12 protein-coding genes are annotated in these 26,975 nt (G+C 71.4%); 1 reads left to right on the top strand and 11 read right to left on the bottom strand.

Going from position 1 to position 26,975, the window contains the following annotated elements; genetic code table 11:
• Positions 1–19: 19 nt before the first annotated feature.
• The 8 genes from U0R18_RS18795 to U0R18_RS18760 are packed head-to-tail and all read right to left on the bottom strand — an operon-like array spanning position 20 to position 19,590.
• Positions 20–229, bottom strand: a complete 210-nt coding sequence (locus U0R18_RS18795; protein ID WP_526371204.1) for an MbtH family protein — start codon at positions 227–229, stop codon at positions 20–22.
• Complete coding sequence (gene mbtG, locus U0R18_RS18790) at positions 207–1,505, bottom strand: NADPH-dependent L-lysine N(6)-monooxygenase MbtG (RefSeq protein WP_526371202.1); 1,299 nt, start codon at positions 1,503–1,505, stop codon at positions 207–209. The genes U0R18_RS18795 and mbtG overlap by 23 nt, the downstream gene beginning before the upstream one ends.
• Entirely contained in the window at positions 1,502–5,932 is a 4,431-nt protein-coding gene (locus U0R18_RS18785) for an amino acid adenylation domain-containing protein (protein WP_526371200.1), read from the bottom strand. Before U0R18_RS18785 ends, mbtG begins: the two co-directional genes overlap by 4 nt.
• Entirely contained in the window at positions 5,929–11,142 is a 5,214-nt protein-coding gene (locus tag U0R18_RS18780) for an amino acid adenylation domain-containing protein (RefSeq protein ID WP_526371198.1), read from the bottom strand. The genes U0R18_RS18785 and U0R18_RS18780 overlap by 4 nt, the downstream gene beginning before the upstream one ends.
• On the bottom strand, positions 11,139–14,024 hold the full coding sequence (gene mbtD, locus U0R18_RS18775) for a mycobactin polyketide synthase MbtD (protein WP_526371196.1): 2,886 nt from the start codon (positions 14,022–14,024) through the stop codon (positions 11,139–11,141). Before mbtD ends, U0R18_RS18780 begins: the two co-directional genes overlap by 4 nt.
• Positions 14,024–15,349: a beta-ketoacyl [acyl carrier protein] synthase domain-containing protein gene (locus U0R18_RS18770; RefSeq protein WP_526371194.1), complete on the bottom strand. Its 1,326-nt coding sequence runs from the start codon at positions 15,347–15,349 to the stop codon at positions 14,024–14,026. The genes mbtD and U0R18_RS18770 overlap by 1 nt, the downstream gene beginning before the upstream one ends.
• 12 nt (positions 15,350–15,361) lie before the next feature.
• The gene (locus U0R18_RS18765) at positions 15,362–16,111 is read right to left on the bottom strand and encodes a thioesterase II family protein (protein WP_526371192.1); all 750 of its coding nucleotides are present in this window, start codon (positions 16,109–16,111) and stop codon (positions 15,362–15,364) included.
• Complete coding sequence (locus U0R18_RS18760) at positions 16,108–19,590, bottom strand: non-ribosomal peptide synthetase (RefSeq protein ID WP_526371190.1); 3,483 nt, start codon at positions 19,588–19,590, stop codon at positions 16,108–16,110. Before U0R18_RS18760 ends, U0R18_RS18765 begins: the two co-directional genes overlap by 4 nt.
• A gap of 101 nt (positions 19,591–19,691) precedes the next feature.
• Between U0R18_RS18760 and U0R18_RS18755 the strand changes: the two genes are divergently transcribed.
• A complete protein-coding gene (locus tag U0R18_RS18755; RefSeq protein ID WP_526371188.1) occupies positions 19,692–21,347 on the top strand; it encodes a (2,3-dihydroxybenzoyl)adenylate synthase in 1,656 nt (551 codons plus the stop codon).
• Here the strand turns inward: U0R18_RS18755 and U0R18_RS18750 are convergent.
• The 3 genes from U0R18_RS18750 to U0R18_RS18740 are packed head-to-tail and all read right to left on the bottom strand — an operon-like array spanning position 21,334 to position 26,971.
• The gene (locus U0R18_RS18750) at positions 21,334–23,082 is read right to left on the bottom strand and encodes an ABC transporter ATP-binding protein (RefSeq protein WP_526371186.1); all 1,749 of its coding nucleotides are present in this window, start codon (positions 23,080–23,082) and stop codon (positions 21,334–21,336) included. The two genes, U0R18_RS18755 and U0R18_RS18750, sit on opposite strands and share 14 nt — an antisense overlap.
• Positions 23,079–25,631 (bottom strand): ABC transporter ATP-binding protein/permease, encoded by a 2,553-nt coding sequence (locus tag U0R18_RS18745; RefSeq protein WP_526371184.1) that lies wholly within the window; start codon positions 25,629–25,631, stop codon positions 23,079–23,081. Before U0R18_RS18745 ends, U0R18_RS18750 begins: the two co-directional genes overlap by 4 nt.
• Positions 25,631–26,971 carry a salicylate synthase gene (locus U0R18_RS18740; RefSeq protein ID WP_526371182.1) on the bottom strand — a complete coding sequence of 447 codons (1,341 nt, stop codon included), beginning with the start codon at positions 26,969–26,971 and terminating at the stop codon, positions 25,631–25,633. Before U0R18_RS18740 ends, U0R18_RS18745 begins: the two co-directional genes overlap by 1 nt.
• Positions 26,972–26,975 lie beyond the last annotated feature (4 nt).

The following is a 26,975-nucleotide window of genomic DNA, read 5'->3' as shown; positions in this document are numbered from 1 at the left end:
GATGCACCCTCGCGCGGTACTACTGCAGCGACTCCCGCAGGCTGCGGGGCCGCAGGTCGGTCCAGTTCCGTTCGACGTACTCCAGGCACTCCGAGCGGCCGGCCGCGCCGAACACCACCCGCCAGCCCGCCGGCACCTCGGCGAACACGGGCCACAGGCTGTGCTGCTCCTCGTCGTTGACCAGGACGTAGAACGTGCCGTTCTCGTCATCGAAGGGGTTGGTGCTCATGGCTTCTCCGTTCTCGGGTGTCTTCTCGGGTGTTGTCGGTCAGCTCGGCGCCCAGCACGCGGTCGGACAGCAGGCCCAGGCAGCTCAGGTTCGGGAATCCGGGCCCCTGCTCGAGCCAGGACAGGTTGGGCAGGAACAACTTCGGTGTCAGGCCGACGACCGCCAGATCGTCGCCGATCGATTCGGCCAGTGCGTCACCGCTCAGCGGTCCGCCGAGCCCGAGCTCGAGCAGGTCCAGGGCCGCCTGGTCGAACAGGTCGGTGAACCACAGCACATCGGCGCCGGAGCCGTCGATGACGAGGTCGAAACCGTGCACCGTCTCGACGTGCTCACCCCCGCGGTTGGTCGACAGGGTCAGCCGGATCCGGCCGTCGCGGCCCACGGCGTGCGCGACCCGGCCGCGCAGGTGCCGGATGCGGTCGTCGGCCAGCAACGCGTCCTGCACGCGGGCCGAGAACACCCCGCGATCGGTGCGGGCCATCGCGTCGCGACGCTCGGCCGGTGTCAGCACCCGCCAGTCGGTCGGGTCGGAGAACAGCGCGTTCTCGAAGAAGCCCTCACCGCGAGTGAACAGCGTGACCTGGGGCGATATGACGGTGATCGTCGAAACCCGGTGTGAGAAGAGCTCATTGAGCATCGCCGCCGCGGTCTCACCCCCGCCGATCACCGCGACGCGGTCCGCGGCGATCCGCTCGTGCTGGGCGGCCCGGTGCCAGAACTGGGCGATCGAGAGCACCCGCGGATTGCCCGGCAGCAGCGATCGTTCCGCTTGTCCGGGGCCGGTGATCAGCAGACCGTCCGCGGCGATGTCGGCCTCCCCGGTGCGCAGCGTCCAGCGCCCGTCGGCGACCGTGATCCGCTCGACCTCGCCCCGGACCACCGTCATCCCGACGGTGTCGGCCACCCATTGCAGGTACTGCGCCCACCGGCGGTGCGCGGGTGCGGGCCGGCCGCGGTCGATCCACTGCGCGAACTGGCCCGTGGCGATCAGATAGGACTGCCAGCTGTGCCGCATCATCGCGGTGTCGAGTTCGGCGTTGCGCCGCGGCACCAGCGCCGAGCGGTACGGGAAGCCGACGTCCTTCTCCGGACTGGTGCCCAGCCGGTGCTCGCCGTCGGTCCAGCCGCCCGCGGCCGTCCAGTTGGCGCCGACGCCGGTCCGCTCCACGACGACGACGTCGGGCGCAGGCACTCCCATCGCCCGCAACTCGGCCGATTTCGCGGCCACGGCAACGGCTTTCGGGCCCGCGCCCAGGACGGCCAGGGTCGGCGTCATGCCAGCACCTCCGACAATGCGTTCTGCCACAACGACTGCAGGGCGGCGACGTCGTCGGCGGTCAGGATCGCCGGCAGGGTGCGCCACTGGGTCACCAGCACCGGGCCGTCGGCACCCTCGACGACGGCTGCGGCCAGGGTGATCTCGTGGCGCACGGCAAGATTCGGCTCCGGAAGACCGGATACCCCGGCCAGCAGCGCCCGGTCCGGCAACAGGCTGGGCGACGCGCCGGCGGCCGACGCGTGGATCCGGCCCAGGAAGTTCAGCAACACCTGCGGTTCGGGATGGGCCCGCAGCGTCGCGGCGGTGTCGTCGCGCAGATAGCGCAGCAACCCGTAGTCCACCCCGGTCGCCGGATCGATCGCCACGCCGCGCGCGCCCGGGTCGACCCGCACCGGGTAGATGGCGCTGAGCAGCCCGACGGTGTCCCCGGTGTCGACGTCACCGCCCAGGGTTGCGTCGGCGCGGCCGTGGGTCTCGAGCGCCAACAGTGGTGTCGGGGTGGGCTGTCCGCGGCGCTGCCGCCATGCCGTCACGGTGCGGGCCGCGGCGACGGCCAGCAGATCGGTGGCCGGCGTCGCGCCGCTCAGCAGCCGGGCCGTCAGTTCGGCGGAGGTGGCCGAGAACGTGATCGACACGTCGGCGGCCGTGTCGGTGTCCGGGTCCAGCCGGCGCGCGCCTATTGCGGGGTCGTCGCCGGCGAGTTGCCCCGACCAGAAGTCGACGGTGTCCAGTGCCGCGGCACGCTGCCGCAGGCGCTGCGACCACTGCCGGTAGCTGGTCTGCTCGCGGGGCGGTGCGGGGTCACGACCGGCCGCCACGGCATGCCAGCCGGCGTCGAGTTCACCGAGCGCGATGCGCCACGACGCTGGGTCCATCGCCAGCACGTGCGCGGTGAGCAGCAGCACGCCGGGTCCCGCCGACGGCCGCAGCCACGTGGCCGCCAGCAACCGGCCCCGTTGTGGGTCAAGGCTTTCCACGCCGCGGCGGGTGTGTTCGGCGACCGCCGCGACGAGCTCGCCGGTGATGTGCACCTCGATGACCTCGACACCGGGGTTCTCGTGGGCTACCAGGGTCATGGTGTCGCGGTCGAATCGGGCACGCAGCACCTCATGGCCGGCCACCAGTGCGTTGACCACCGCGCGCAACCGTTCGGCGGTCACGCCGTCGGGCAAACGGAGCGCCTCGGTCTGGGCCAGCCGCCGCGGGTCGCCGTGCCCGTAGAGCCAATGCACGTTCGGCAGCACGGGGATCGGGCCGCCGGTGGGCCGGCCGCCGGTGTCTGTTTCGGTTCCGGACCGGGCCTCGGCGTCCAGCGCCGCGGCCAGCTCTCGGATGGTCACGCAGTCGCGCAGCAATCGGGCCCGCAGCGGCAGACCGCGCCGGCGGGCGAGCTGCACGAGCGACAACGCGACGATGCTGTCCAGGCCCAGTTCCAGGAAGTCGGCGTCGATGTCGGGAGACTCGGTGCCCAGCAGCTCGGCCAGCGCCGCGGCCAGTTCGGCCTCCGTGGGCGTCTCCGGAGCGGCGGCCGCCGACCCGTCCGAATCCAGATCCGCAGCGGCCAAGGCGTTTTCGTCGATCTTCCCGTGACCGGTCAACGGCAGCGCGGGCACGGTCACCACTCGGTGCGGAATCAGATAGCGCGGCAGCCGCTCGACCAGCCCGGCCCGCAGCTCGGGTACCGTGGGCGCGCCATCGCCGGTGCCGACCGCCGCGAACGCCGTCAGCCGGGGTCCCCGCGGGCCGCGCCGCACCGTCACGTGCGCGCCGTGCACCCCCGGGCGGGCCGCCAGCACCGCGGCGATCTCGCCGGGCTCGACCCGGAAGCCCCGGATCTTCACTTGGTCGTCGGATCGACCGAGGAACTCATGACCGCCGTCGCGATTGCGGCGCACGACATCACCGGTGCGGTACATCCGCTGCCCGCCGGGAGCGGCGACGAACCGGCCCGCCGTCTCCCCCGGCCGGCCCAGATAACCGCGGGTCAACTGGTCCCCGGTCAGGTAAAGCTCGCCGGCCACTCCGGCGGGTACGGGCCGCAGCCAGGAGTCGAGCACCAGCGCGACGGTCGAATCCGTCGGGGTGCCGATCGACGGCCGGGCATACTCGGTCAACGGGGCGACCAGCGCCTCCACCGTGGTCTCGGTGGGCCCGTAGCAGTTGTACGCCGTCATGGAGGTGGCTCCGCAGATCTCTCGGATCTGTTGCCAGGTAGATGATTTCACCGCTTCGCCGCCCATCGCGAGGACGGTCAGCGGCACTTCGGTGAGCAGCCCGGCGTGGTGCAGCTGGGCGAACATCGACGGCGTGGTGTCGATCATGTCGATCCCGGCTCGCCGGATCATCCCGACCAGCGCCTCGGCATCGCGCTGTGCGTCGTCGCCCACGATGTGCACGCAATGCCCTTCGAACAGGGCGATCAACGGCTGCCAGGCCGCGTCGAAGGTGAAGGACCAGGCGTGCGCGACACGCAGCCGCCGGCCCAGCCGCTCGGCGGCCGGGCCCAGTACGTGCCGGATGTGGTCATCGCCGTAGGCCAGCACCGCCCGGTGCGTACCCACGACGCCCTTGGGGCGACCGGTGGTGCCCGAGGTGAACACCGCGTAGGCGGCCTGCCCGGGCGCGATCGGAACGGGCCGGAATGCGTCTCCCGCAGCCCCTTTCGCTGCCTCCGCCTGGAACACGATCGCGTCGTCGACGACCATCGGATCCCCGGTCTGCGCGAGGATGTCGGCGATCCGGTCAGCGGGCATGGTCGGGTCCAGCGGCACGATCATCCCGCCGGCCGCGAGCACCGCCAGCATGGCCACCACGTAGCGCGGTCCCCGTGGCAGTTGGATCGCCACCGGGTCTTCGGCCCGAATTCCCCGTTCGGTCAGCAGCGCGGCCAGCTGCCCGGCAGCCTGAGTCAGTTCGAGATAGCTGAATTGGCCGCCGTCCCAACTCAATGCGGGTGCATCAGGCTGCCCGGAGGCGACCGCGGCGATACGCGCGGTGATGCCCTCCTGATCTGTTCCGCGCTCACAGCGTGATCTTCTCGCACTTTCGCGCACTGGCGGCAGAACAGATCCAGTGACGTCCTCCTCGTCGAGCAGGATCGAGACCTCGCGCAGCGGCCGATCCCAGCCCTCGATGAGACGCTGCGCCACGGCGATCACCCGCCGGCCCAGCTCGGCGGGATCCAGCTCGCCCAGCGCGCCGTCGAGTACCTCGACCAGCACGACCAGTTCGCCGGCGGACAGGTGCGCGGCGATGGTCACCGGGAAGTGCGACAGACTCTCCAGCGCCGTGGGGCGGAAGGTCGCGCCGTTGGCGCGGAAGCCGTCGGCGCCCACCACCGCTCCGGCGGGGAAGTTCTCGTAGACCAGCAGGGTGTCGAAGAGCTCGCCGACTCCCGCCAGCGCACGAAGCTCCGCGTGCGGCAGGTAACTGTGCTCGCGCAGCGCGGCGGCGCTGTGCTGCAGCCGGACACACTGCGTGCCGGCGGGTTCCATCGGGCTCAGCCGGACCCGGAGCGGAATGGTGTTGACGAACAATCCGACCATGGTCTCGACGCCGGAGAGTTGTTCGGGTCGGCCCGACACCGTCACCCCGAAGGTGACGTCGTCGCGGTCGGTCAGGACGGAAAGAATTGTCGCCCAAGCGAGTTGGACCACCGCGTTGAGCGTCACGCCGCGCACCCGGGCGGCCTCGGCCAACTCCGCGGTCGGGGCGGCCGGTAGCCGGATCTCGGTGCGCTGCGGCAGCCCCGGCGCCGGCGCCGTGCCGGTCAGGGCCGGCACGAGCAGCGTGGGTCCGTCCACATTGGCCAGGTGTTCGCGCCACATTCCGCGCCCGTCGTCCGCGTTGCGGCCGGCCAGCCAGCCGATGTAGTCGCGGTAGGGCCGCGGCGCCGGCGGCAGTGCGGCGGGGTCGCCGGCGGCGTCGTAGAGCGTGATCAGCTCGGCGATCAACAGCGGCAGCGACCAGCCGTCGATCACGATGTGGTGCGCAACGATCACCAGATGCCAGGCAGCGTCGGGCAGTTCGATCAACAGGAACCGGATCAACGGCCCGCGCGCCACGTCGAAGGGCCGGCGGCGTTCGGCCGCTTCGATGGCCGCGACTTGCCCGGTGGTGGCAGTGACGGTGCGCCACGGCACCTCGACGCGGTCCGGGATGACCTGGACCGGCTTGCTGAGGTTGCCATGCAGGAAGCTGGCCCGCAGATTGGGATGGCGATCGAACATGGCTGCGGCGCAACGCCGCAACAGTTCCGCGTCGAGTGAACCGCTGATGTCGGCGGCCATCGCGATGACGTACGGGTTGTCGGCGTCCGGGTCGCCCAGCGTTGCCATGGAGTACAGGCCCTGCTGCAACGGGCTGAGCGCGAGGACGTCCTCGATCACCGCCTTCGCCACCGGAGCCGTGGGTGACGCGGTCACGGCGAATCCCAGGACGCGGTCAGCTCGGCCAGCTCGCCGGCCGACAGCCCGGATGCGGCCATCGGCGCGACCGCGGTGTCCGTCTCGGCCGAGGATTCGGCGCTGGCCGAGATATCAATGGCGGCGGCCAGTTCGGCCAGCACCGGGTGCTCGAACACCATCCGCGCGGTCAGCTTCAGGCCGGCGTCCTTGGCCCGGGCCGCCACCTGGACCGCCAGGATACTGTCGCCACCCAGCTCGAAGAAGTCGTCGTGCCGGCCGATCCGCCCGTCCGGCGGCGCACCGACGTCGCTTCCCGCCAGCACCGCGACAAGGATGCCGGCCAGCGTCTGTTCGGTGCCGGTGGCCGGCGCCTCGTCCGACCGGACCGACCGGGCGGCAATAGCTTCCACGATCGCGGCGCGGGCCACCAGCTCGAGCTGCCCGTCGTCGTCCCAGCGAGCCTGCTCCCCCGTCCGGAACAGCCGTGAACCGGGTTGTGCGCCGGCCGGATCGGGCACGAACCGGACCGCGTTGTCCGGGGCGCCCGGCAGCCGGGCCCCCGCCAGTGCGCCGTCGAGATACACCTCGCCGACCACACCGACGGGCACCGGCCGCAGATCGGGCCCCAGCACCCGGACACCGCCGCGACGGCTCCAGTCCGCGATCCGGGCACGTTCGGCCGGATCGGCGACGTCGAGGTCGGCCAGCCGCAGATCGGGGTGGTACGCCAACGCCTCGAGGACACGGCGCAGCCAGCCGACGAACCGGTCCGCGGTCTCGGGACGGTAGAGCTCGGTCCGGTAGATGGCGTGACCCCGGTAGCCGGCCGGCCCGGCGAAGAAGTTCACCGACAAATCCGCATGCGCGGCGTCGAACGTGGGTTCCAGTGCGGTGAAGGTGATCTCGCCGTCCGGGGTGGCGTCGATCACCTGATCGGCCGGCAGCTCATCCCGGACGTGGACGACGACCCCGAACAGCGGGTTGCGCGACAGCGAACGCACCGGGCCGACGGCGTCGACCACCTGATCGAACGGCAGGTCCTGGTTCGCGTAGGCGCCCAGGGCGGTGTCGCGGCCGCGCAGCAGCACCTCGCGCAGCGTCGGATCGCCGCGCAGGTCGTTGCGCAGCGTGAGGATGTTGATGAAGAACCCGATCAGATCGTCGAGTTCGGCGACGGTACGTCCGGCGACCGGGGTGCCGATCGGCACGTCGGCTCCGGCACCGGCCTTGTGCAGGGCCACCGCGACAGCGCTCTGCAGCAACATGAACTCGGTGACGCCGAGGTCCCGCGCCAGCGCGGCCAACTGGTCGCGCAGCCCGGCGTCGAGGTGGAACTCGGTCGCACCCGCAGCGCCGCCGAGCACCGCCGGGCGTGGGAAGTCCGGCCGCAGACCGGCTTCGGTGGCCGAGCCCGCCAGCTGGTTCCGCCAGTACTCCCGCTGCGGCTCGGCCAGACCCGCGTCACCGGCCAGTAGCGCGGTCTGCCACGCCGCGAAGTCGGCGTACTGCACCGGCAGCGGCGCCCAGTCCGGCGCGATGCCGCGGCGCCGCGCCCGGTATGCGGTGGCCAGATCGGTGAACAACACCCCGGCCGACCAGTGGTCGCCGGCGATGTGGTGCAGCACCAGGGAGAGCACGTGCTTGTCGGGTGTGCTGAACGCCGCCGCCCGGATGGGCCAGTCCTGCTCGAGGTCCAGGACCTGGGTGCGTTCGCGATCCAGCTCACTCGTCAGCCAGGCATCGACGTCGCCGCCGTGCGGGGCAGTGGCCCGGCGCACCGGGACCGCGGCCGGCGAGTGCACGATCTGGTGTGGCACACCGTCGATCTCGCGGTAGGTGGTCCGGAGGATCTCATGCCGGGTCACAACGTCGGAGATGGCCGCCAGGGCGGCGTCGATGTCCCAGGGGCCACGCAGTTCGGCCGCGAACGGGATATTGGTGACCGCACTCGGGCCGTCCACCCGGTAGGCGAACCAGCTGCGCAACTGGGCCGACGACAGCGGCGCCGGGCCCCGTGCCCCGTCCCCGGTGGGTGCCGCGGTCAGGGGCGGCCGGACCCGCCGGGCGTCCGGGCCGTCGAGGTGGGCGGCCAGCATCGCCACGGTGGACAGCTCGAAGACCTCCCTGACGCCGATGTCCAGACCGAAGGTTCTCCGCACCGCCGCAACGAGTTTCGTGGCGAGCAGGGAGTGTCCACCCAGTTCGAAGAACGAGTCGTCCGCGCCCACCCGGTCACGTCCGAGCAGTTCTCCGAACAGCTCGGCCAGCCGGCGTTCGGTGTCACCGGACGGTTCGCGGAACGGTGTGCCGACGGCGATCTCGGGCTCCGGCAATGCCGACCGATCGATCTTGCCGTGCGCGGTGATCGGGATCTCGGGGAGCACGACGTACCCGGCCGGCACCATGTACTCGGGCAAAGCGGCCGCCACCCTGGCCCGGATCCGTTCTACATCAACACTTTCCGATGGTTCTCCGGCCGTCGGCGTGAGATACCCGACCAGGCTGCGGCCCAGTCCGGGCAACTCGCTGACCACCACGACGGCCTGGCCCACACTGGGGTCGACGGAGATCGCGGCGGCCACGTCGCCGAGTTCGATGCGGAAGCCGCGGATCTTGACCTGTTCGTCGGCGCGGCCGACGAACTCGATGTCGCCGTGCGCGTTGCGCCGCGCAAGATCCCCCGAGCGGTACATCCGGGCGCCGGGGGCGAACGGGTCCGCGACGAATCGTTCCGCGGTCAGGCCGGGACGGCGGTGGTAGCCACGTGCCACATGCGTTCCGCCGATGTAGATCTCGCCGATCACTCCCACCGGCACCGGCTGCAGGGCGTCGTCGAGCAGGTACATGGTGGTGTTGATCTTGGGTGTGCCGATCGGCACGATGCGGGTGCCCTGCTTGCCCTCGACCTTGAACCGGCTGGCGTTGACCACCGTTTCGGTGGGGCCGTAGAAGTTGTGCAACAACGCGTCGAAGGTGGCGTGGAACTTGTCGGCGACCTCACCGGGCAGCGGTTCGCCGCCGATCGGCACCCGTTGCAGGGTGCGCCACTGGTTGACACCGGGTAGCGACAGGAACAGCCCGAGCAGTGACGGCACGAAATGCATTGCGGTGATGCCCTCGTCGCGCAGCAGGTCGGTCAGGTAGCCGATGTCGGACAGTCCACCGGGGCGGTGCACGACGACACGGGCCCCGCAGGCCAGGGTGCCGAACACCTCGGCGATGGAGACGTCGAAGCTCGGCGAGGCCACCTGCAGCAGCCGGTCGTCGGCGTCCACCCCGTAGTCGCCCCGGAACCAGACGAAGTATTCGGCGATGGGCCGGTGCGGCACCGGGACGCCCTTGGGCTGGCCCGTCGTACCCGAGGTGTAGATCAGGTAGGCGGTGCTGTCGGGCGTCAGCGGCCGGACCCGGTCGGCGTCGGTCGGATTGTCCGACCGCTCGCCGTCCAGATCGGTCATCGGCTCCCGCACCACGCATTTCGCGTCACAGTCGCCCAGGATGAAGTCGAGCCGCTCGGCCGGGTAGGTCGGATCGACGGGCAGGTACACCGCACCGGCCTTCGCCACTCCCAGGGCCGTCACGATCAGCTCGACCGACTTGTCCAGCAGCACCGCGACCCGGTCCTCGGCACCGATCCCCCTCGCGATCAGCCGATGGGCCACCCGGTTGGCGGCGGCGTTGATCTCGGCGTAGGTGTGCCGGTGGCCCTCGTAGACGACGGCCACCGCATCGGGTGTGCGGGCCACCTGGGCCTCGATCAGGCCGGCCAGGGTGGCGGGCTCGGTGTCGAAGCGCTCCCCGGCCGACACCTCGTGCAGCCAGCGCAGTCCCGCCGGGTCGATGAGCTCGAGCCGGCACAGCGGGGTATCCGGTTGCGCCAGTGCGGATTCCAATAGCACGACGAAGTGGTCCAGCAGCTGGGTGACCAGAGCGGGATCGAGGATCTCGACGAGGTGTTCGGCCTCGACCACCGCTCCGTCGGCGGTGAACTCGACCATGAAGCCCAGGGGCAGCTGCGTGAGATGGCCGCGCAGATCGGCCCGCTCGCAGCGCACTCCCGGCGGCTGGAATCCCCCGCCATCGGCTTCGCGGAACCCGAAGCTGATCCGGGTCATCCGTTCGGCGCCGTGCCGGCGGTCCGGATTGAGCTCCCGGACCACCCGGTCGAGATCGATGCGCTGGTGGGCGAAGGCGCCCAGGGCGGTCTCGCGGGTATCGGCGAGCAGTTCGCCGAACGTCGTTTCGGCCCGCATCCGCATCCGCATCGCCACGGTGTTGCCGAAGTAGCCGATCGTGTCCTCGGCGCTCGCGCCGCGGTTGACCACCGGGGTCGCGACGAGGAAGTCGCCGGTGTGGGTGTAGCGGAACACGGTCGCGCCGAACGCCGCCAGGAGCACCATGTACGGCGTGGCTCCGGTCGCGCGGGCCAGCTCGGCGACCCGCGCGGTGGTCCGAGCCGAGAGGTGCCGCGTCGTGGTCGCCGAGCGCCAGGTGGTCGGCACCAGCGATCCGCTGGGACCCGGGAGTTCCAGCGGCTCGGGCGGATCGGTCATCATGTCCCGCCAGTAGGACAGGTCCGCATCGCGTTGGGTGTCGCTCCGGTGGTCTTCGGCGGGCTGGGTCGGGGGCCCGAGTGGCGCATCGGTGTAGGCGCGGGTCAGATCGGTGAAGAACACCGCCCACGACCCGTCGTCCCAGGCGATGTGATGGGCGACCAGCAGCATGATCAGTTCGTCGGCGGCGGTGCGCAACAGCGTGATCCGTAGCGGCGCGTCCGAGGTCAGGTCGAACGGGGCGCCGAACTCCCGCTGGGCCAGCACCTCCAGCCGAAGTCGCTGCGCCGGCGTCCCGGCCAGGTCGGTCAGGTCGTGTACCGCCCAACCGACGGCCAACTCGTCGTGCACGACCGGTTGCGGGTCGCCGTTGTCGTCGGTCCGGTAGGTGGTCCGCAGTGCGGCGTGCCGGCGCGCGACGGCACCGACTGCTGCGCGCAGCCGGTCGACGTCGACGGGACCGGTGATCCGGTACGACACAGCGACGTTGAGTATGGCTCCGCTGGGGTCGGCCTGGGCGACGAACCACATTCGGCGCTGCCCGGCGGACAGTCCGGCGGGCTCGGGCGCAGCGGCCGCCGGCGACGCGGCGAGTCCGCGTTCGGCCAGGCGCCGACGCATCAGCTCGCGCCGGCCGGCGTCGATCCGGTTGTCCATGTCGGTCACGTCCGTCACGCGTGGTCCACCTTCTGTTGTTCGAGCTCGCTGACGATCTGATTGCCGGTGACCCCGCTGAGCAGGGTGGCCAGGGCCACCGTGCGGCCCAGCCGGCCTTTCAGGCGTTTTCGCAGATCCAGCGCCAGCAGTGAATCGACACCCAGGTCGAAGAGGGATTCGCCGAGGTCGACGGTCCCCGCACCGAGATTGAGCACCGCGGCCAGTTCGGTCCGCACCACGCTGGCGGCGTCGGTGGCCGGCTGGGCTGGGTTCTCCACCTGTTGCCGGTCCAGGAACAGTCCGAGGCGCCGGGCGTCGGCGGCGTAGATCAACGGGTCGCCGGGCCGGCCGCCGAGCATGGCGTCGACCGCCGAGCCGGGGTCCATGGGCCGCAGTCCCGATCGGGTGATGTTGGCGGCCTCGGTCTCGTCCACGATCGCCGACGGCGCGTCCCACAGTCCGAAACGCAGGGCCGAGCAGTCACGACCGGTGGCGCGCAGCTGGGCGGCCAGCACGTCCAGCACCCGGTTCGCCGCGCCGTAGGCGGCGTGCCCGCTCCCGCCCCACAGCCCGGATACCGAGGAGCACAACAGGATTCGGGTGTCGTCGCGCAGCGGCCAGTGCCGGGTGAGGTTCGCCAGGCCCAGGACCTTCGCGCCGAAGGTATCGGCGACGGTTGCCGCATCGAGCGCCGCGGCGCAGCGGAATTCGGCGGTGCCGGCGGCGTGGATGATCAGGGTGGCGCCGGCGGCACCGTACCGGTCCGCCGCGGCGGCCACGGCGGTTTCGTCCCGGATGTCGCACGCCACCGACACCAGTTCGGTCGGCTGCCCACCGCTCAGCGCGGCCAGGGTCGCCGGGTCGATCGGGCGCCGGCTGAGCAGCACGATGCGCCGGGCGCCGCGGGCGACCAGTGCCCGCACGCAGTGGATCGCGATGCCGCCGGACCCACCGGTGATGACGACGTCGTCGAGGTTCGGCTCCCGTCGGGCTGGTTCGGCGGCCTCGATGAAGCTGCGGTGCCACAGGATCGATCGCTCACCCGTGGCGCGCAACGCCCGCGTCCCCGACGAACCCAGCAGCGCATCGAGCACCCGAACCGGATCGGCGTCCGCCGACGGCAGATCCAGTTGGTCGAAGGCCACACCGGGATGCTCGAGACCGACGCTACGGTGCATGGCGGCCAGCGCGGCGTGACCGGGGCCGGCGGGTGGATCGCCGGCGTCGACCTGTTCACCCCGAACGGTGACCAGACACACTGTGCGACAGCTATTTCCGATGTCCTCGGCATAACCCAGCAGCCCGGCCCCGGTCAGCGCCGCCAATGCCGCGGTGGTTCGCACCGGGTCCGGGTCGTCGAGCCCGTCGGGCGCGACGACGATCAGCAGCTCCGCATGCTCGGACGGCACGATCCGGGCAACCGGGTGTTGTTGCAGGGCCGATTGCACGGCGGCGCCCACCATCCCGGGCCCCAGCGCGACGACGGCCACACCGATGCGCGAGAGGTGCTGCGCGGGTTCGATTTCGGTCCACCGCTCCACCGTGGTGGTCAGGTCGGGTGCGGCGAGCGGTTCCCGCTCGGGCGCCAGCCAGAAGTGCTCGGCGCGCATCACGGCGCCCGGGAAGTCCCGCAATGCCCCAGCCGGCCGGCGTGCGCGCCACCCCTGGGTGGGGTCGGCGGCAGCCACGGCCGCCAGGCCGGCCGACAGCTCGTCGGGCAGGGCCGCATCGCGGCGGCCGGACCCCACCAGTACCGCCGGGCGGTCACCGACAACCTGAGCGGTGGCGAACAGCAGCGCCGGATGGGCCGACATCTCCACGAAGATCCCGGCACCGTGGCCGATGGCCGATTCGACGGCGCGGTCGAAGCGCACCATGTCACGCAGGTTTCGGTACCAGTACTCGGCGAACGGCGTGCCTGCGGTCACCACGGCTCCCGTCGCACCGCCGATGAATTGCACTGCGGTGTCGGTGAATCCACCCGCCGGCCAGAGCGGGTGCAGCTCGTCGCGCAGCGGTTCCAGGACGCTGGTGTGGACGGGGAAGTTGACGGTGATCTCGCGAGCCAATCCACCACGGCTGCGAACCGCCTCGACCAGAGCCCGCACCGCCGCGCGCTCACCGGACACGGCGACGGCGTTCTCGGCGTTCACCACGGACAGTTCCAGCCAGCCCGGCGTCGCCTCGACCAGTTCCTGCGCGGCGGCCGCACCGATGCCCAGCGCGGCGACGGCGTGGTCACCGGTGAGCCGGTCCACGACACTGGCGCGGGTCGCCACGATGCGGACCGCATCGGCCAGGCTCAGCGCACCCGCGACGTGCGCGGCGGCCACCTCGCCGAGACTGTGGCCGATGGTGAGGTCCGGCAGCACCCCGCAGGCGCGCCACACCGAGGCCAGCGCGACGTGGTGGATGAACTGTGCGCCCTCGATCTCGATCTCGGCGAAGGCCGTCCCGTCGTGGCCGGTGAGGTAGCGCACGGGGGTGGGCAGATCGGCGGCGGTGAACGCGGCCCCGCACTCCTCGGCGGCTGCCCGGTAGTCCGGCAGCGCGGTGTAGGCGTCGCGACCCATGCCGGGCCACTGATTGCCCTGGCCGGGGAAGACGAAAGCCACCCGGGCCCTGGGTAATTCGGTGCCGCGAACGACCAGCGGGTGGTCAGCGCCGGCGGCGACGGCATTCAGTCCGGCCCGCAGTTCGGCGGGGTCAGCGGCGCGGATCACCGCGCGGTGCCGCCGGATCCGGCGGGTGGCCTGCAGGTGTGCGGCCACCGCGGGTGGGTCGGCGGGCCTGCGGTCCAGGTAACCGGCCAGGGCCTCGGCGTCGGCGGCCAGCAGATCCGGGGCATGACTGGTCAACAGAACCGGTGTGCGGCCATCGGGCCAGGAGCGCGCGTCCATCAGGCCACCGACCGATCCGGCATCTCTACCGGCATCTCGACGACGAGATGCGCATTGGTGCCGCTCATCCCGAACGCCGACACCGCCGCGATCCGGCGGCCGTCCCGGGCCGGCCACGGGGTCAGTTTGTCGGCCAGCCGCAGCCCCTGGGTGTCCCAGTCGATTTCGCGGCTCGGCTGATCGGCGTGCAGGGTCGGGGGGATGAAGCCGCGGTCGGCGGCGATCAGCACCTTGGCCAGGCCCAGCGCCCCGGCGGCCGCCTGGGTGTGGCCGATGTTCGACTTCACCGATCCCAGCAGGGCGCCCCGGCCCGGCGCGGTCGCCCCGTAGGTGCCGGCAAGTGCCCTCAGTTCGGTCCGGTCACCCAGGCCGGTGCCGGTGCCGTGGCCCTCGACCAGGTCGACGTCCTCGGGCCGGAGGCCGGCGGCCGCGATGGCCTTCCCGAACAGCCGCGCCTGCGCGTCACCGCTGGGCGCGGTCAGCCCCACGCTGCGGCCGTCGGAGTTGAGCCGGCTGGCCCGGACCGCGGCCAGGATGCGGCGGCCGTCCCGTTCGGCGCGGGAGCGCCGCTGCAACAGGAACATCGCCGCCCCTTCGGCCCAGACGGTTCCGGAGGCGTGCGCACTGTAGGGCCGGCAGTGCCCGTCGTCGGAAAGTGCGTGCTGGCGCGAGAATTCGACGAAATATCCCGGCGCGCCCATCACGCAGACCCCACCCGCCAGGGCCAGGTCGCAGTCGCCGGCGTGCAGTGCGCCCGCCGCGGTGTGCAGCGCCGTCAATCCCGACGAACACGACGTGTCGACCGTCAGCGCCGGACCCGCCAGGTCCAGGGTGTAGGCGATCCGGCCGGAGATCACCCCCAGCGAGGTGCCGGTGATCAGATGGCCGCTGTGCTCGGAGTACCGGGACAGCGGCGGACCGTACTCCAGCGCCGACGCACCGACGTAGCAGCCGACGTCGTGGCCGGCCAGGTCGTCGGGATTGATGCCGGCCTGCTCGATCGCGCGCCACGCCAACCGCAGCGCCACCCGTTGCTGGGGATCCATCGCGGCCGCTTCCCGCGGGGAGATGCCGAAGAACTCCGGGTCGAACGATGCTGCGCCGGTGAGGAATCCGCCCAGGTCGTGGATCGGCTTGTAGCCGTCGCGGCGGGATCCCGCGAACAGGTCCTGCAGCGCCCAGCCCCGGTCGGTCGGGAACGGGCCGAGTGCTTCGCGCTGTTCGGCGAGCAGCGACCAGAATCCGTGGGCGTCCTCGATCCCACCGGGCGCCTCCAACGCCATCCCGACGATCACCACGGGATCGTCGGGTCGATCAGCCGACATCATCACTCGGGGTCACTCGCAGTCGCTGACGAGTCGCGCGACGTCGGCCAGGTGCCCGTCGAGGTAGAAGTGCCCGCCGTCGAACTCGGTGTGGGTGAAGGCGCCACGGGTGTGAGTTGCCCAGGCCCGCAACAGCTCCGGTGTCACCCGATGATCATCGGGTCCACCGATCGCATGGATGTCGGCGTCGATGCGGACCTCCGGACCGCAGCGGTATCCGTCGAGGGCGCGGTAGTCGGCCTGCAACGCCAGGACCAGGAGCTCGATGAAGTCCTCGTCGTCGAGCAGGCGCGGATCGGTGCCGCCGAGATCCACCAGATCGGCGATCAGGCCGGGCTGTGTGGTGGGCAGCGGCGCCGAGTCGGCGATCGTGACCGGCGCCTGCCCGGCCGAGGCGAACAGCCGCCGGACGGGTGTGCCGTCGGCCTCGGCGAGGCACGCGAACTCGAACGCCACTGTGGCGCCCATGCAGTGCCCGAACAGGTGCAGTGGCGCGACGGAACGCCAATCGCCGGCGCCGTAGAGCTGGGCCGCCAGTTCCGCGATCGACGGCGCGGCCGGATGGGCCAGCCGGTCGGCCCGGCACGGGTACTGCAGCAGGTAGGTGTCGACGCCGTTGGCGGACAATTCTTTCGCCAGCTTGCGGTAGGCCGCGGCGGCGCCACCGGCGTGCGGGAACACCAGCGCAGCGCCCTTGGCAGCCCCGGCGCCGGTGGCGGCTTCGGGGCCGATTCTCTTGATCCAGGGCGCGAATTCGGTCATGACGCTCCGAGGGCCGAGATCACCTCGGCGCCATCCATTTCGGCCACCTCGAGGTAGACCTCCGCGACGGCGGTGAGCCGATCGGGGTCGCTCTCGTGGTCACGCAGCAGCGCTGCCAGGGTGGCGACGGTGCGGGTGGCGAAGATGTCGGCAACCATCACGGCTGGTGCGTGCAGCCACTGCCGGATCTGTCCGACGGCGGCGGTGGCCAGGACCGAATCGCCTCCGAGAGAAAAGAAGTCGTCGTCGGCGCCGATGTCGCGCCGGCCCAGCAGTGTGCTCAGGATGTCGGCCAGCGCCCGCTCGACCGGACCGTCGGGTGCGCGGTGTTCGGCAGTATCGGGTTCGGTCGATCCGGCCAGCAGTGCGGTCACGGCGGCCCGGTCGATCTTGCCGCCGACCGTGAACGGGATCTGTTCGACGAACACGAGGTGGCCCGGAACCATGTGCGCCGGAACGAATTTCCGCAGCTGCGCGGTGATACCGGCCGCGGTCTGGCCCGGGTCGCCGAGGCGCACCACGGCGGCCAGCCGGTCGCTGGCACCGGGCCGGTCGCCGGCCGCCGGTAGCACCGCGGCCACCGCACCGTCCACCCCGGCGATCCGCGTCAGGGCCTTCTCCACGTCGCCGAGTTCGACGCGGTAGCCGCTGATCTTGACCCGGTGGTCGGTGCGGCCGACGAACTCGATCAGGCCGTCGGGCAGGTAGCGCACCAGATCGCCGGTGCGGTACCAGGTTCGACCGTCATGCTCGACGAACCGTTCGGCCGTCAGATCCGGCCGGCCGCGGTAGCCGCGGGCGATGCCACGGCCGGCCACCCAGAACTCGCCGGGCACCCAGTCGGGACAGTCGGTCCCGTCGCCGGCCACCACTCGGCAGGCGTTGTTGGGCAGCGGACGGCCCAGTGGCACCGACATCCAGGCCGGCGGGATGTCGCCGGGCTCGCAGATGGTGTTGTGGGTCGCGGTTTCGGTGGCCCCGCCCAGTCCGGCGAACCGGACCGAGGGTGCCAGTGCCCGCCACGCCCGGACCAGTTCCGGTCGGACCCAGTCGCCGCCGGTCGGTATCACCCGGACCGAATCGAGTTGTCCGGCAGCGACTTCGGCGAGCATCTCCAGCCAGCCGGGCATGAAGTGCAGCACGCTCACCCCGTGCCGGCGGATCAGCTCGGCCCAGCTGTCCGGGTTGCGCCGGTGCTCCTCGTCGACCACCACGATCGAACCGCCGGCGCGCAGGGTGCCGAAGATGTCGAGCACTGACAGGTCGCACTCCAGGGTGGACAGTGCCAGGCAGCGGGCCGCCGGGCCCAGCCCGAAGTGGGAGTTGATGAATTCGACGGTGTTCATCGCCGCCGCGTGGGTGACCTCGACGGCCTTGGGTTCACCCGTCGACCCGGAGGTCGACAGGATGTAGGCCACCTGCGCGGGATCGATTGCGGCGGGCGTGGTTTCGCCGACCCGGGGCGCTCCGTCCCGCAGCGTTTCGGCCACCGTGCTCGACGGCACCGGCAACGCCAGGTTCTGCGGCCCGCAGACCAGGCCACACCGCACACCCGCGGTGACCAGGATCCGCTCCGCGCGTTCGGCGGGCTGATCGGGACCAATGGGCAGGTAGACCGCGCCGGCGCTGTGGATCCCCAGCAACGCCGGGATCTGTTCGGCCGTCTTGGGTCCCATGACGGCGACGACGTCACCGGGTCGCACTCCGCTCCGACGCAGGGCCGCGGCCACCGCGAGCACCTGATCGCGCAGTTCACGGTAGGTCCACGAGCCAAAACTGCTGAGCACCGCCGTGGCATCGGGGGTGCGGGCCGCGGTGGCGAAGAACCCGTCGTGCAGGGCGTCGGGGCACGGCGGCGTCGTGACCGAGTTCAGCGCATCGCGCCGGGCGCGCTGCACGTCGGTGACCGCGGGCGGGTCGTCGGCGTCCCAGGCTGCGGCACCGGCGGCCAGGCGGTTCAGCTCGGCGACGTGGTGGGCGAACATCGCGTCGATCACTCCGGGCCGGAAGGCGTCCTCGCGGACATCCCAGTTCACCAGGACCCCGCCGTCGAATTCGGTGACCTGGGCGTCGAGGAGCACCTGCGGGCCCTGCGAGATGATCCAGACCGGTGTCCCGAAGGTGTCGGTGACCTCGGCGCCGAACAACTCGCCCAGACCCAGCGCGCTGGTGAACACCACCGGCGCCAACACCTGGTGCCCGCGGGCCCGGCCCAGGTCGCGCAGCACCGACAGGCCCGGGTAGCCCGCGTGTCCCGCGGCCCGGCGCATCGAGTCCTGCACGGCGACGGCCCGATCGGCGGCGGTGCGGGTATCGGTCAGGTCGACGTCGAGCAGCAGTGAGGACGTGAAGTCGCCGACCAGCTTGTCGACGTCGGCATGCCACGGCTCGCGGCCGAACAGCGGCACGTTGAGCAGGAACCGGGGTGTGTCGGCCCAGCGCCGCAGCGTGCCGGCGAACGAAGCGGCCACGGCCATCGCGGGGGTGATGCGACGCCGACGGGCGTTGTCGTACAGCGAATCTCGGGTATCCCGGTCAAGTAGATGCCAGCGCCGGGTGGTGCGCTGCGGGTCGGCCTGCTCGGGCTCGGGTACCTGTGGGAGGGCCGGCGCGCCGGGCAGTTCGGCCAGCCGGTCGGCCCACCACTGCCGGTCGGCCTCGCTCGGTTGCGGGCCGGAGCGGCCGGTCATCGCGGTGCGGTATTCGCGGTAGGTGTAACCCAGGTCGTCGAGATGCGCGCCGCGGTAGAGCCCGGCCAGGTCACTCATCAAGGTGCGGTAACTGACGGCGTCGGCGGCCTGCATGTCGAGATCGACGTGCAGGCGGGTCCGATCGCCGGGTAGTTGTGTCAGCGTCAGCTGCAGCACCTCGCCGTCGAGACGCTGATGTGACTTGGTCTCGCGGAGCTGCCGCAGCCGTTCGTCGGCGCCGGCCGCGTCGAGCTCCCGCAGGTCCCCGACCGTCACCGGCAACCCGCGCTGGCCGATCCGCTGCGTGCCGTCCGGCAGGAACTCGACCCGCAGCATGGGGTGCCGACGGGCCAGGGCCGCCGCGGCGGTCCGCAGCCGCTGCGGGTCGACACCGATCCCGTCGAACTCGACGTAGAGATGTCCCGCGACGCCCCCGAGTTGCTGATTGTCGTTGCGGCCCACCCACATTGCGTGCTGCATCGGGGCCAGCGCGAACGGGGCACCCGGGTCGGTATCGGCGTCCACATGGGCGGCCGGTGTGCCGGGGTCTACCGGTTCGGTGCTGCCGAGCAGGGCGGCCCATGCGCTGACGGTGGGTTCGGCGGCCAGCCGCTGGAAGTCGATCAAGAGGCCCTGCCGGCGCCACCGCCCGGACAGCGTCATCATCCGGATCGAGTCGAGCCCTTGGCCGATCAGGTCGTCGTCGGGCGCCACGGACTCCGGGGCGACTCCGAGGAGTTCGGCGACCTCAGCACGGATGGCCTGCGCACTCACCGCAGGGGCACTCACCGGATCTCCCAACTATTAGTAAAGGCTGGCCTAACTTTGTGGAGGCTACCCTATATTCGATCCAACCTCATGGCCTACCCACGGGAAGGGGTGACGCGGCGATGACCACGCAAATCGGGGTCCCGGCTGGGTTCGTGCCGTACCCGCCGGATCGGGCGGCCGCATACCGCGCGGCCGGCTACTGGACGGGTCGGCCGCTCGATTCGATCCTGCGCGACGCCGCAGCGGCCTGGCCGGACCGGACGGCCGTCATCGACGCTCGCGGGGCTCTCACGTTCGCCGAACTCGACGTGGCCGCGGACCGGGGCGCCGCCGGCCTGCGCGGGCTGGGCATCGCCGCAGGCGACCGAGTGCTACTGCAACTGCCCAACACCAACACGTTCGCGGTGGCCCTGTTCGCACTGCTGCGCGCCAGGGCGCTACCGGTGATGTGTCTGCCCGGTCACCGCGGCGCGGAACTGGGCCACTTCACCGCGGTCGGCGACGCCGTCGCGCTGGTGATCCCCGACCGCGCCAGCGGCTTCGACCACCGGACCATGGCGGCCGAACTGCAGCAGACGTATCCGGGCCTGCGGCACGTCCTGGTCGACGGCGACCCCGGGCCCTTCACCGCGTGGTCCGATATCGCCGAGTGTGCACAGAAGTCCGCCGGCAGCGGCGTGTCGGCGGACCGACACGCACGCTCGCGGGAAGAGGTGACCGATCGGCCGGCCGTGCTGCTGGTCTCCGGCGGCACCACCGGCTTCCCGAAACTCATCCCCCGCACGCACGACGACTATGTCTACAACGCCACCGCCAGCGCGCGGCTGTGCGGGCTGAGCGCCGACGACGTCTACCTCGTCGCGCTGCCGGCCGCCCACAACTTCCCGCTGGCCTGCCCGGGTCTACTGGGCGCGCTGAGCGTCGGCGCCACCACGGTGTTCACCACCGATCCGAGCCCGGAATCGGCCTTCGCGACCATCAACCGACACGGCGTCACGGTGACCGCCCTGGTACCCGCGCTGGCCAAGCTGTGGGCCCAGGCCTGCCAGTGGGAACCCCAGGTGCCGACCACGCTGCGACTGCTCCAGGTCGGCGGGGCGAAGCTGACCGCCGAGGACTCCGCGGCCGTGCGTGAAGCCCTGACCCCGGGCGTGCAGCAGGTGTTCGGAATGGCCGAGGGCCTGCTGAACTACACCCGGCCGGGCGATCCGATCGACATCGTCGACCACACCCAGGGCCGCCCGCTGTGCGCGGATGACGAACTGCGGGTGGTGGACGACGCCGGGGCCGACGTCGCGCCCGGCGCCGAGGGTGAGCTGCTGGTACGCGGGCCCTACACACTCAACGGCTACTTCAATGCCGACGCCGTCAACGAACGCGCCTTCACCCCGGACGGCTTCTACCGCAGCGGCGACAAGGTCCGTCGCCGGCCCGACGGCTACCTCGAGGTCACCGGCCGCGTGAAGGACGTCATCCATCGCGGTGGCGAGACGGTTTCGGCACTCGATCTCGAGGAGCACCTGCTGAGCCATCCGGCTGTCTGGTCGGTGGCCGCCATCCCGCTGCCCGACGAGTACCTCGGCGAAAAAGTCTGTGCGGCGGTTGTTTTCCGCGACGAACCGGTCACACTGGCTGAGCTGAACCGCTACCTGACCGACCGCGGGGTGTCCACGCACGCGCGGCCGGACATGCTGGTGCCGCTGCCGGCCCTGCCCACCACTCCGGTCGGCAAGGTCGACAAGCGCGCGCTGGTCGCGGCGATCAGCGGCGGGTGATCTCGCGGCGGCCGATCTCCCACTGGGCAACGCCCTGCTGGTGGCGCCAGAATTCGGCGAATCGCCCTGCCGCAGCGAGTAGTTCGTCCACCGGACCGTCCTCGACCACCGCGCCATCGGAGATGAACAGCACCCGGTCGGCATGCCGGATACTGGCCGGCCGGTGCGCCACGATCACCCGGGTCCGCGGCTGCGGGTCGATGCTGAGCGCATCCACCACCGCGGCCTCGTTCTCGTTGTCGAGCGCACTGGTGGCCTCGTCGACCAACAGGATCGGCGCCGGCTTCAACATGGCCCGGGCGATGCTGACCCGCTGGCGCTCCCCGCCGGACAGCGCCGCGCCGGCCTCCCCCACCCGGGTGGCCGCACCATCGGGTAACCGCCGGACCAGTTCGTCGACCCGGGCCAGCCGGGTGGCGGCCGCCACCCGTTCGGGGCCGGCGGACGGGTCGCCCGCCAGGATGTTGTCCTCGATGGAGCCGTCGAACAGATACGGATGCTGGAATACCACGGTGGTCGCGGCGCGCCGGGCGTCGCGATCCAGCGTTGTGACATCGACGCCGTCGAGCAGCACCCGGCCCGCGGTCGGTTCGAGCAGCCCGGCGATCAGCGCCAGGATGGTGCTCTTGCCCGACCCGGACGGACCGACCACCGCCGTCGTGCTGCCCGGCCCGAGGACGAAGCTCAGTTCGCGCAACACCGGGCTGTCGCCGTAACCGAAACTGACACGGTCGAATTCGATGCGGGAGCCAGCGCCGGTCACCGCCGGCGAATCCGTGCCCGCTGCGCTCACCGGTGCGTCCAGCACGGTCCGGATACGCGCCAGGGTGGCCCGGGTGGATTCGATCGCCGGGGCCAGTTCACTCAGCGCGGTGAACGGCTCCAGGTAGCGGGCGATCACCACGATCAGTGCGATCGCGGCGGGAACCTCGAGGCTGCCGCGCATCGTCAGCACCGTCACGACGGCCGCCAGCAGGACCAGCGCGAGCTGGCTGGCGAGGCTGAACAGCAGCTGCCCGGGAACCTGCATGCCCAGGAGTCGCATCGTCGCGCCGTGCTGCGCCCGCAGCGCGGTACCCACCTGGCTGCGGGCCGGTTCCACCCGGCGCGCGGCGCGCAGTGCCTGCTGGGTCCGGGCGAATTCGATGATGCGTTCGGTCAGAGCCGTGTTGGTTCGTTCGGCCAACGCGTCCGCGCCGCGGCCGAGCCGGCCCGAGGCCCACATGGCCGCCAGCAGGGCGGCCACCCCGAGCAGTGCCGCGAGTCCCACCGGTACCGAGATGCTCAGCAGTGCAACAGAAATCGCGATCGGCAATAACACCGCGCCGATCAGCGGAGTGAGCAGGTTGACCACCAGGCCGACCAGCTCCGGTCCGGTGGACGCGATCGCCTGCCGCACCGTGGCGGTGTGCTCGGCGGTGAGCCAGTCCAGCCGGACGGCCGGCAGCCGGTCAGCCATCTCGTGCTGACTGCGATCGAGCAGCGCGAAGCCCAGGCCGAAGGCGATCCGGGCGGTCGCGGTGTCGATCACCCAACCGGCCGCCGTCGCCGCCGTCAGCCAGCCCAGCCACGGCCAGGCCTCTGCCGGCGTTCCGCCGAACAGTGCGGTCACCAGCGGAACCAGCAGCACGGTGCCGACCGCGCGGATCGCCACCGACAACACCGCCAACGTGGCGTACAGCGTGAGGCGGCCGCGCTGCTGGGCGGGCACCAGGGCGATCAGGGTGCGGATCATCGGGCTGCCCCCGTCGCGACCGTGGCCGAACCGATTCTCGTTGCGTCCCAGAGCTTTCGGTAGCGTCCGTTGGCCGCCAACAGTTCCTCGTGGGTGCCGCATTCGGCGAGCTCCCCGTCATCGAGGACCACGATCTGGTCGGCGTGGGTGACGGTGTGCAGCCGGTGGGCGATCACCAGGACGGTGCGGCCCTCGGTGAGCCGCGTGATGGCTTGCTGCACAAGATATTCCGATTCCGGATCGGCGAACGCGGTGGCCTCGTCCAGGATCAGCACCGGGGTGTCGGCGAGGATCGCCCGGGCGATGGTCAGACGCTGGCGCTCACCACCGGAGAGCCCGGAGCCGGCACCCAGCACGGTGTCGTAGCCCTGCGGCAACCGTTGGATCCGCTCGTCGATCTGGGCTGCACGCGCGGCCCCGCGCACCCGTTCGGGTTCCGCGTCCGGGTCGGCCAGGGCGATGTTGTCGGTCACCGTGCCGTGCACGAGCTGTGTTTCCTGCAGCACGAATCCGACCCGGCGGTACAGCTCGTCGGCACTCAGCGTACGGACGTCGGCGCCGTCCACCCGGATGGCCCCGGCGTCGACGTCGTGGAAGCGGGCCAGCAGCGCGGCCAGGGTGGACTTGCCCGAACCCGACGGCCCCACCAGCGCGGTGACGGTGCCGGGCCGCAGGGTCAGCGACACATTCTTGATGACCGGCAGATCGGGCCGGTAGCCGAAGGTCACCTGATCGAACTGGACCGCGGCGTCCGTGACAGCGGGGCTGCCCGCCCCGACCTCGAGTTCGGGCTCGTCCAGGGTGGTCTGCAGCCGGCGGGCGGCCAGCAGGCCGCCGCGGATGCCGCCCAGCCCGTAGCCGATGCCGAGCAGTCGCACGCCGAAAGTGGTGCCCAGCAACAGGAATGGCATCAGATCAACGGGATCCAGCCGCCCGCCGACCACCAGCGGAACGCCCACCACCGCAATGAGCCACAGGAAGGTCGCGGGCCGGGTGACCAGGTCCATCATCGTCTTCTTGCCCGTGAACGGGCGCTGCCAGCCGACCAGGAAGGCGATGTACTCATCCAGGCTGCGCCGGAAGCTGGACCCGGTGGATCCGCCGAATGTCCGGATGACGGGCTGGCCCTCCAGGTAGGCGCCGGCCTCGCCCGCCATGCGGTCGGCCCACCGCTGCGACTGCGCGATCTTCGGTCCGGACTGCACCATCATCAGCCACATGGTCACGATGTAGACCAGCACCGGGATGAACAGCAACGCGGCCAGGCGCCAATCCACGACGAACAGGTAGATCAGCACCGCCACCGGTGCGACCACCGCGTTGACGGCATCGGGAATGGCGTGGGTCACCAGGTAGTGCAGTGCCAGCGTGTCATCGGTGACCAGTTGCTTGACCGAGCCGGAACTGCGGGCGGTGAACCAGCCCAGCGGCAGGCGGGCGAGTTTGGTGAGCAGCCGGGTGCGCAGATCGCGCGCGAACCGGGCGTCGATCACGTGCAGCCACAGGGTCAGCGCGGCGCCCAGGACGGTACCCAGCCCCAGCAGGCCGACCGCGGTCAGCCCGAGGGACAACAGCTCGTCGCGGCCGGCGCCGGACGACAACGACCGGACCAGTTCCACCAGCAGCACGAACGGCGCCAGCTGGACCAGGGTGATGACGGCCTGCAGCAGTCCCGAGACGATCAGCGGGGTGCGTAGCGGACCCAACAGCCGCCCGGCCGCCTGGGCACGCCAGCGTCCGGGCGCGGCAGTCACCGCGGGCGCCGCGGCGACCGGGGCCGGCGGTGCGGCGGAATGCTCGTCGGGGCCGCGCCGCGTGCCCATCGCCCGCCCCTGCGTCCAGTAGGCCTGGGCGTGAATCTCGGTCTTGGGGAAGCCGAATTCGTCGCGCAGCCGGGTCCGCAGGTTCTTCAGCGACGCGGCTTCCGGGGTCACCCAGCAGTACCAGTTCGACCAGTCCCGGGCCTCGATCGCGCTCGCCAGCGAGGAAGCGTCGTGTCGGCTCACTCGGTGCAGCCGCAACCGGGGATGCTCGGCGATGGGAATCAGGGCGTCGGCGTTGTCGTGCTGCTCGAGGTAGACCTCGATCGGGATGTCCGCGGGGACGGCGCCGATGATGCCGTTGATGGCCGGCGTCGAGGCCGCGTCGCCGATCAGCAGATAACCCGACGGCGGCTCGTCGGCCACCCGGAATCCGGCCGACCCCAACGTCATCACCGGGATGGTGGCACCGGCCACCACGGTGCGCGCCCATTTCGAAGCCGGGCCGGCCGGCTCGTGCAGCACGACGTCCACGGCGAACCGACCGGATTCGGGGTCGGCCTCGGTCAGGGTGTAGGCCCGCTGGAACTGTGTGCTGCCGCCGTCGGGGTCCGGGAACCAGAACCGCAGCCACGCCGTCGGCTCGGCAACGACGTCCTCGAACAGGGTCGGTGACACCATCCTGATGCGCACGAAATGCGGTGCCAGTTTTACGGTTTCGAGCACCGTCGCCTGGTGGTCGCGGGCGCCGAAGCCGCGCAGCACGATGCCCTGGAAGCCGCGCGACATCAGCTGCCCGCCCCGCCGGCGCGGGGCACCAGGAACGGCGCCAGCGTGCTGAGCTTCTCGCAGGTCTCCTCGAATTCGCGGTCCGGCGTCGAGCCGGCGATGATGCCCGCGCCGGCACGCAGCCAGGTCCGCCCCTCGCGCTCGTAGGCGGCCCGCAGCACCAGCGCGGCGTCCATGCCGCCGTCGGACGAGAACTTCACCACCGCACCGGAATACAGCCCCCGGGGGTTCTCGTCGAGGCGCATGATCGCGTCGATGCCTCGCGCTTTCGGGATGCCCGATGCGGTGACGGCCGGGAAGAGCGCTTCGAGGGCGTCCATCCGGTTGCGCTCGGGGCCGAGTGTGCCGGCCACCGTCGAGCCCAGGTGCTGCACGCTGCCGCGTTCGCGGATGGTCATGAAGTCGCGCACCACGGCGCTGCCGGGCTCGGCGACCTCCCCGATCTCCTGCAGCGACGTCCGCACCGAGATGACGTGCTCGACGATCTCCTTGGTGTCCGTCTCGAGCTCGGTGCGGGCCCGGCGGTCATGCTCGGCACCGCGTCCGAACGCCCGTGTCCCGGCCAACGGTTCGGTGATGACGGCGCCGTCGCCGGTGACCGCCGCCACGAGTTCGGGGCTGAAGCCCAGCGCCCGGATTCCGGCCAGGTGCAACAGGAATGAGCGCGCCGGCGTGTTGCCCAACCGGCCGCGGCGATACGTCGCGGGGAAGTCGACCGCAAACGGCACGTCGTAGCGTCGCGACAGGATCACCTTGTCGTAGTGCCCGGCGGCAATCTCACCGACCGCGCGTGCGACCCGGTCCCGGTACTGCGCGGTATCGACCCGCACGTCCACCGGCCGGGCGGCGCCCGCGGCGGGGATCGTCCCGGCGAGCATCTCCTCCACCAGTCGAATCTGCTCGGGCGTCGCACCGGAGTAGTGAATCTCATTGTCGCAGATCCGGATTCGTGTGCTCGGCCAGAACAGCCGGGCCAGTGGGGCGCCCGCCGCCAGCCGGCCCTGCAAGCCGTGCCGGTAGGTGCCGAACTCGAAGGCGATCCAGCCGAACAGCTGCTCGGCCTCGAGCAGCAGCAGGTCCACCACCTCGCCGAGGGCAGCTCCCGGGCCGCCGGACCACGCCCGGCGGACGGTCACGCCGTCGCGGGTCACCCGCAGTTCGCCCGCGTCGAGCTCGATCAGCGCGGCCACGCCGAACGCGAGCGTCCACTCGCCGGAATGTTCGTAGACCAGGTATTGCTCACCGCTCGCCTCGGGCAGCAGCCGGACGAGTTCGGCGATCAGCTCTGCCGGGTGGACGTCGGTCGGCAGGGCGACGACCGGACTGACCTTCGAGGACACGGAG

Source organism: Mycobacterium sp. (assembly GCF_046330795.1).
Classification (GTDB): Bacteria; Actinomycetota; Actinomycetes; order Mycobacteriales; family Mycobacteriaceae; genus Mycobacterium.
This window is presented reverse-complemented; position numbering and strand designations above follow the sequence as displayed.

What these genes read in the sequence shown, in the direction of transcription:
- U0R18_RS18750 (WP_526371186.1), bottom strand. Translation starts at nt 23,082, where the DNA reads ATGATCCGCACCCTGATCGCCCTGGTGCCCGCCCAGCAGCGCGGCCGC.
- mbtG (WP_526371202.1), bottom strand. Translation starts at nt 1,505, where the DNA reads ATGACGCCGACCCTGGCCGTCCTGGGCGCGGGCCCGAAAGCCGTTGCC.
- U0R18_RS18795 (WP_526371204.1), bottom strand. Translation starts at nt 229, where the DNA reads ATGAGCACCAACCCCTTCGATGACGAGAACGGCACGTTCTACGTCCTG.
- U0R18_RS18770 (WP_526371194.1), bottom strand. Translation starts at nt 15,349, where the DNA reads ATGTCGGCTGATCGACCCGACGATCCCGTGGTGATCGTCGGGATGGCG.
- U0R18_RS18765 (WP_526371192.1), bottom strand. Translation starts at nt 16,111, where the DNA reads ATGACCGAATTCGCGCCCTGGATCAAGAGAATCGGCCCCGAAGCCGCC.
- mbtD (WP_526371196.1), bottom strand. Translation starts at nt 14,024, where the DNA reads ATGGACGCGCGCTCCTGGCCCGATGGCCGCACACCGGTTCTGTTGACC.
- U0R18_RS18745 (WP_526371184.1), bottom strand. Translation starts at nt 25,631, where the DNA reads ATGTCGCGCGGCTTCCAGGGCATCGTGCTGCGCGGCTTCGGCGCCCGC.
- U0R18_RS18755 (WP_526371188.1), top strand. Translation starts at nt 19,692, where the DNA reads ATGACCACGCAAATCGGGGTCCCGGCTGGGTTCGTGCCGTACCCGCCG.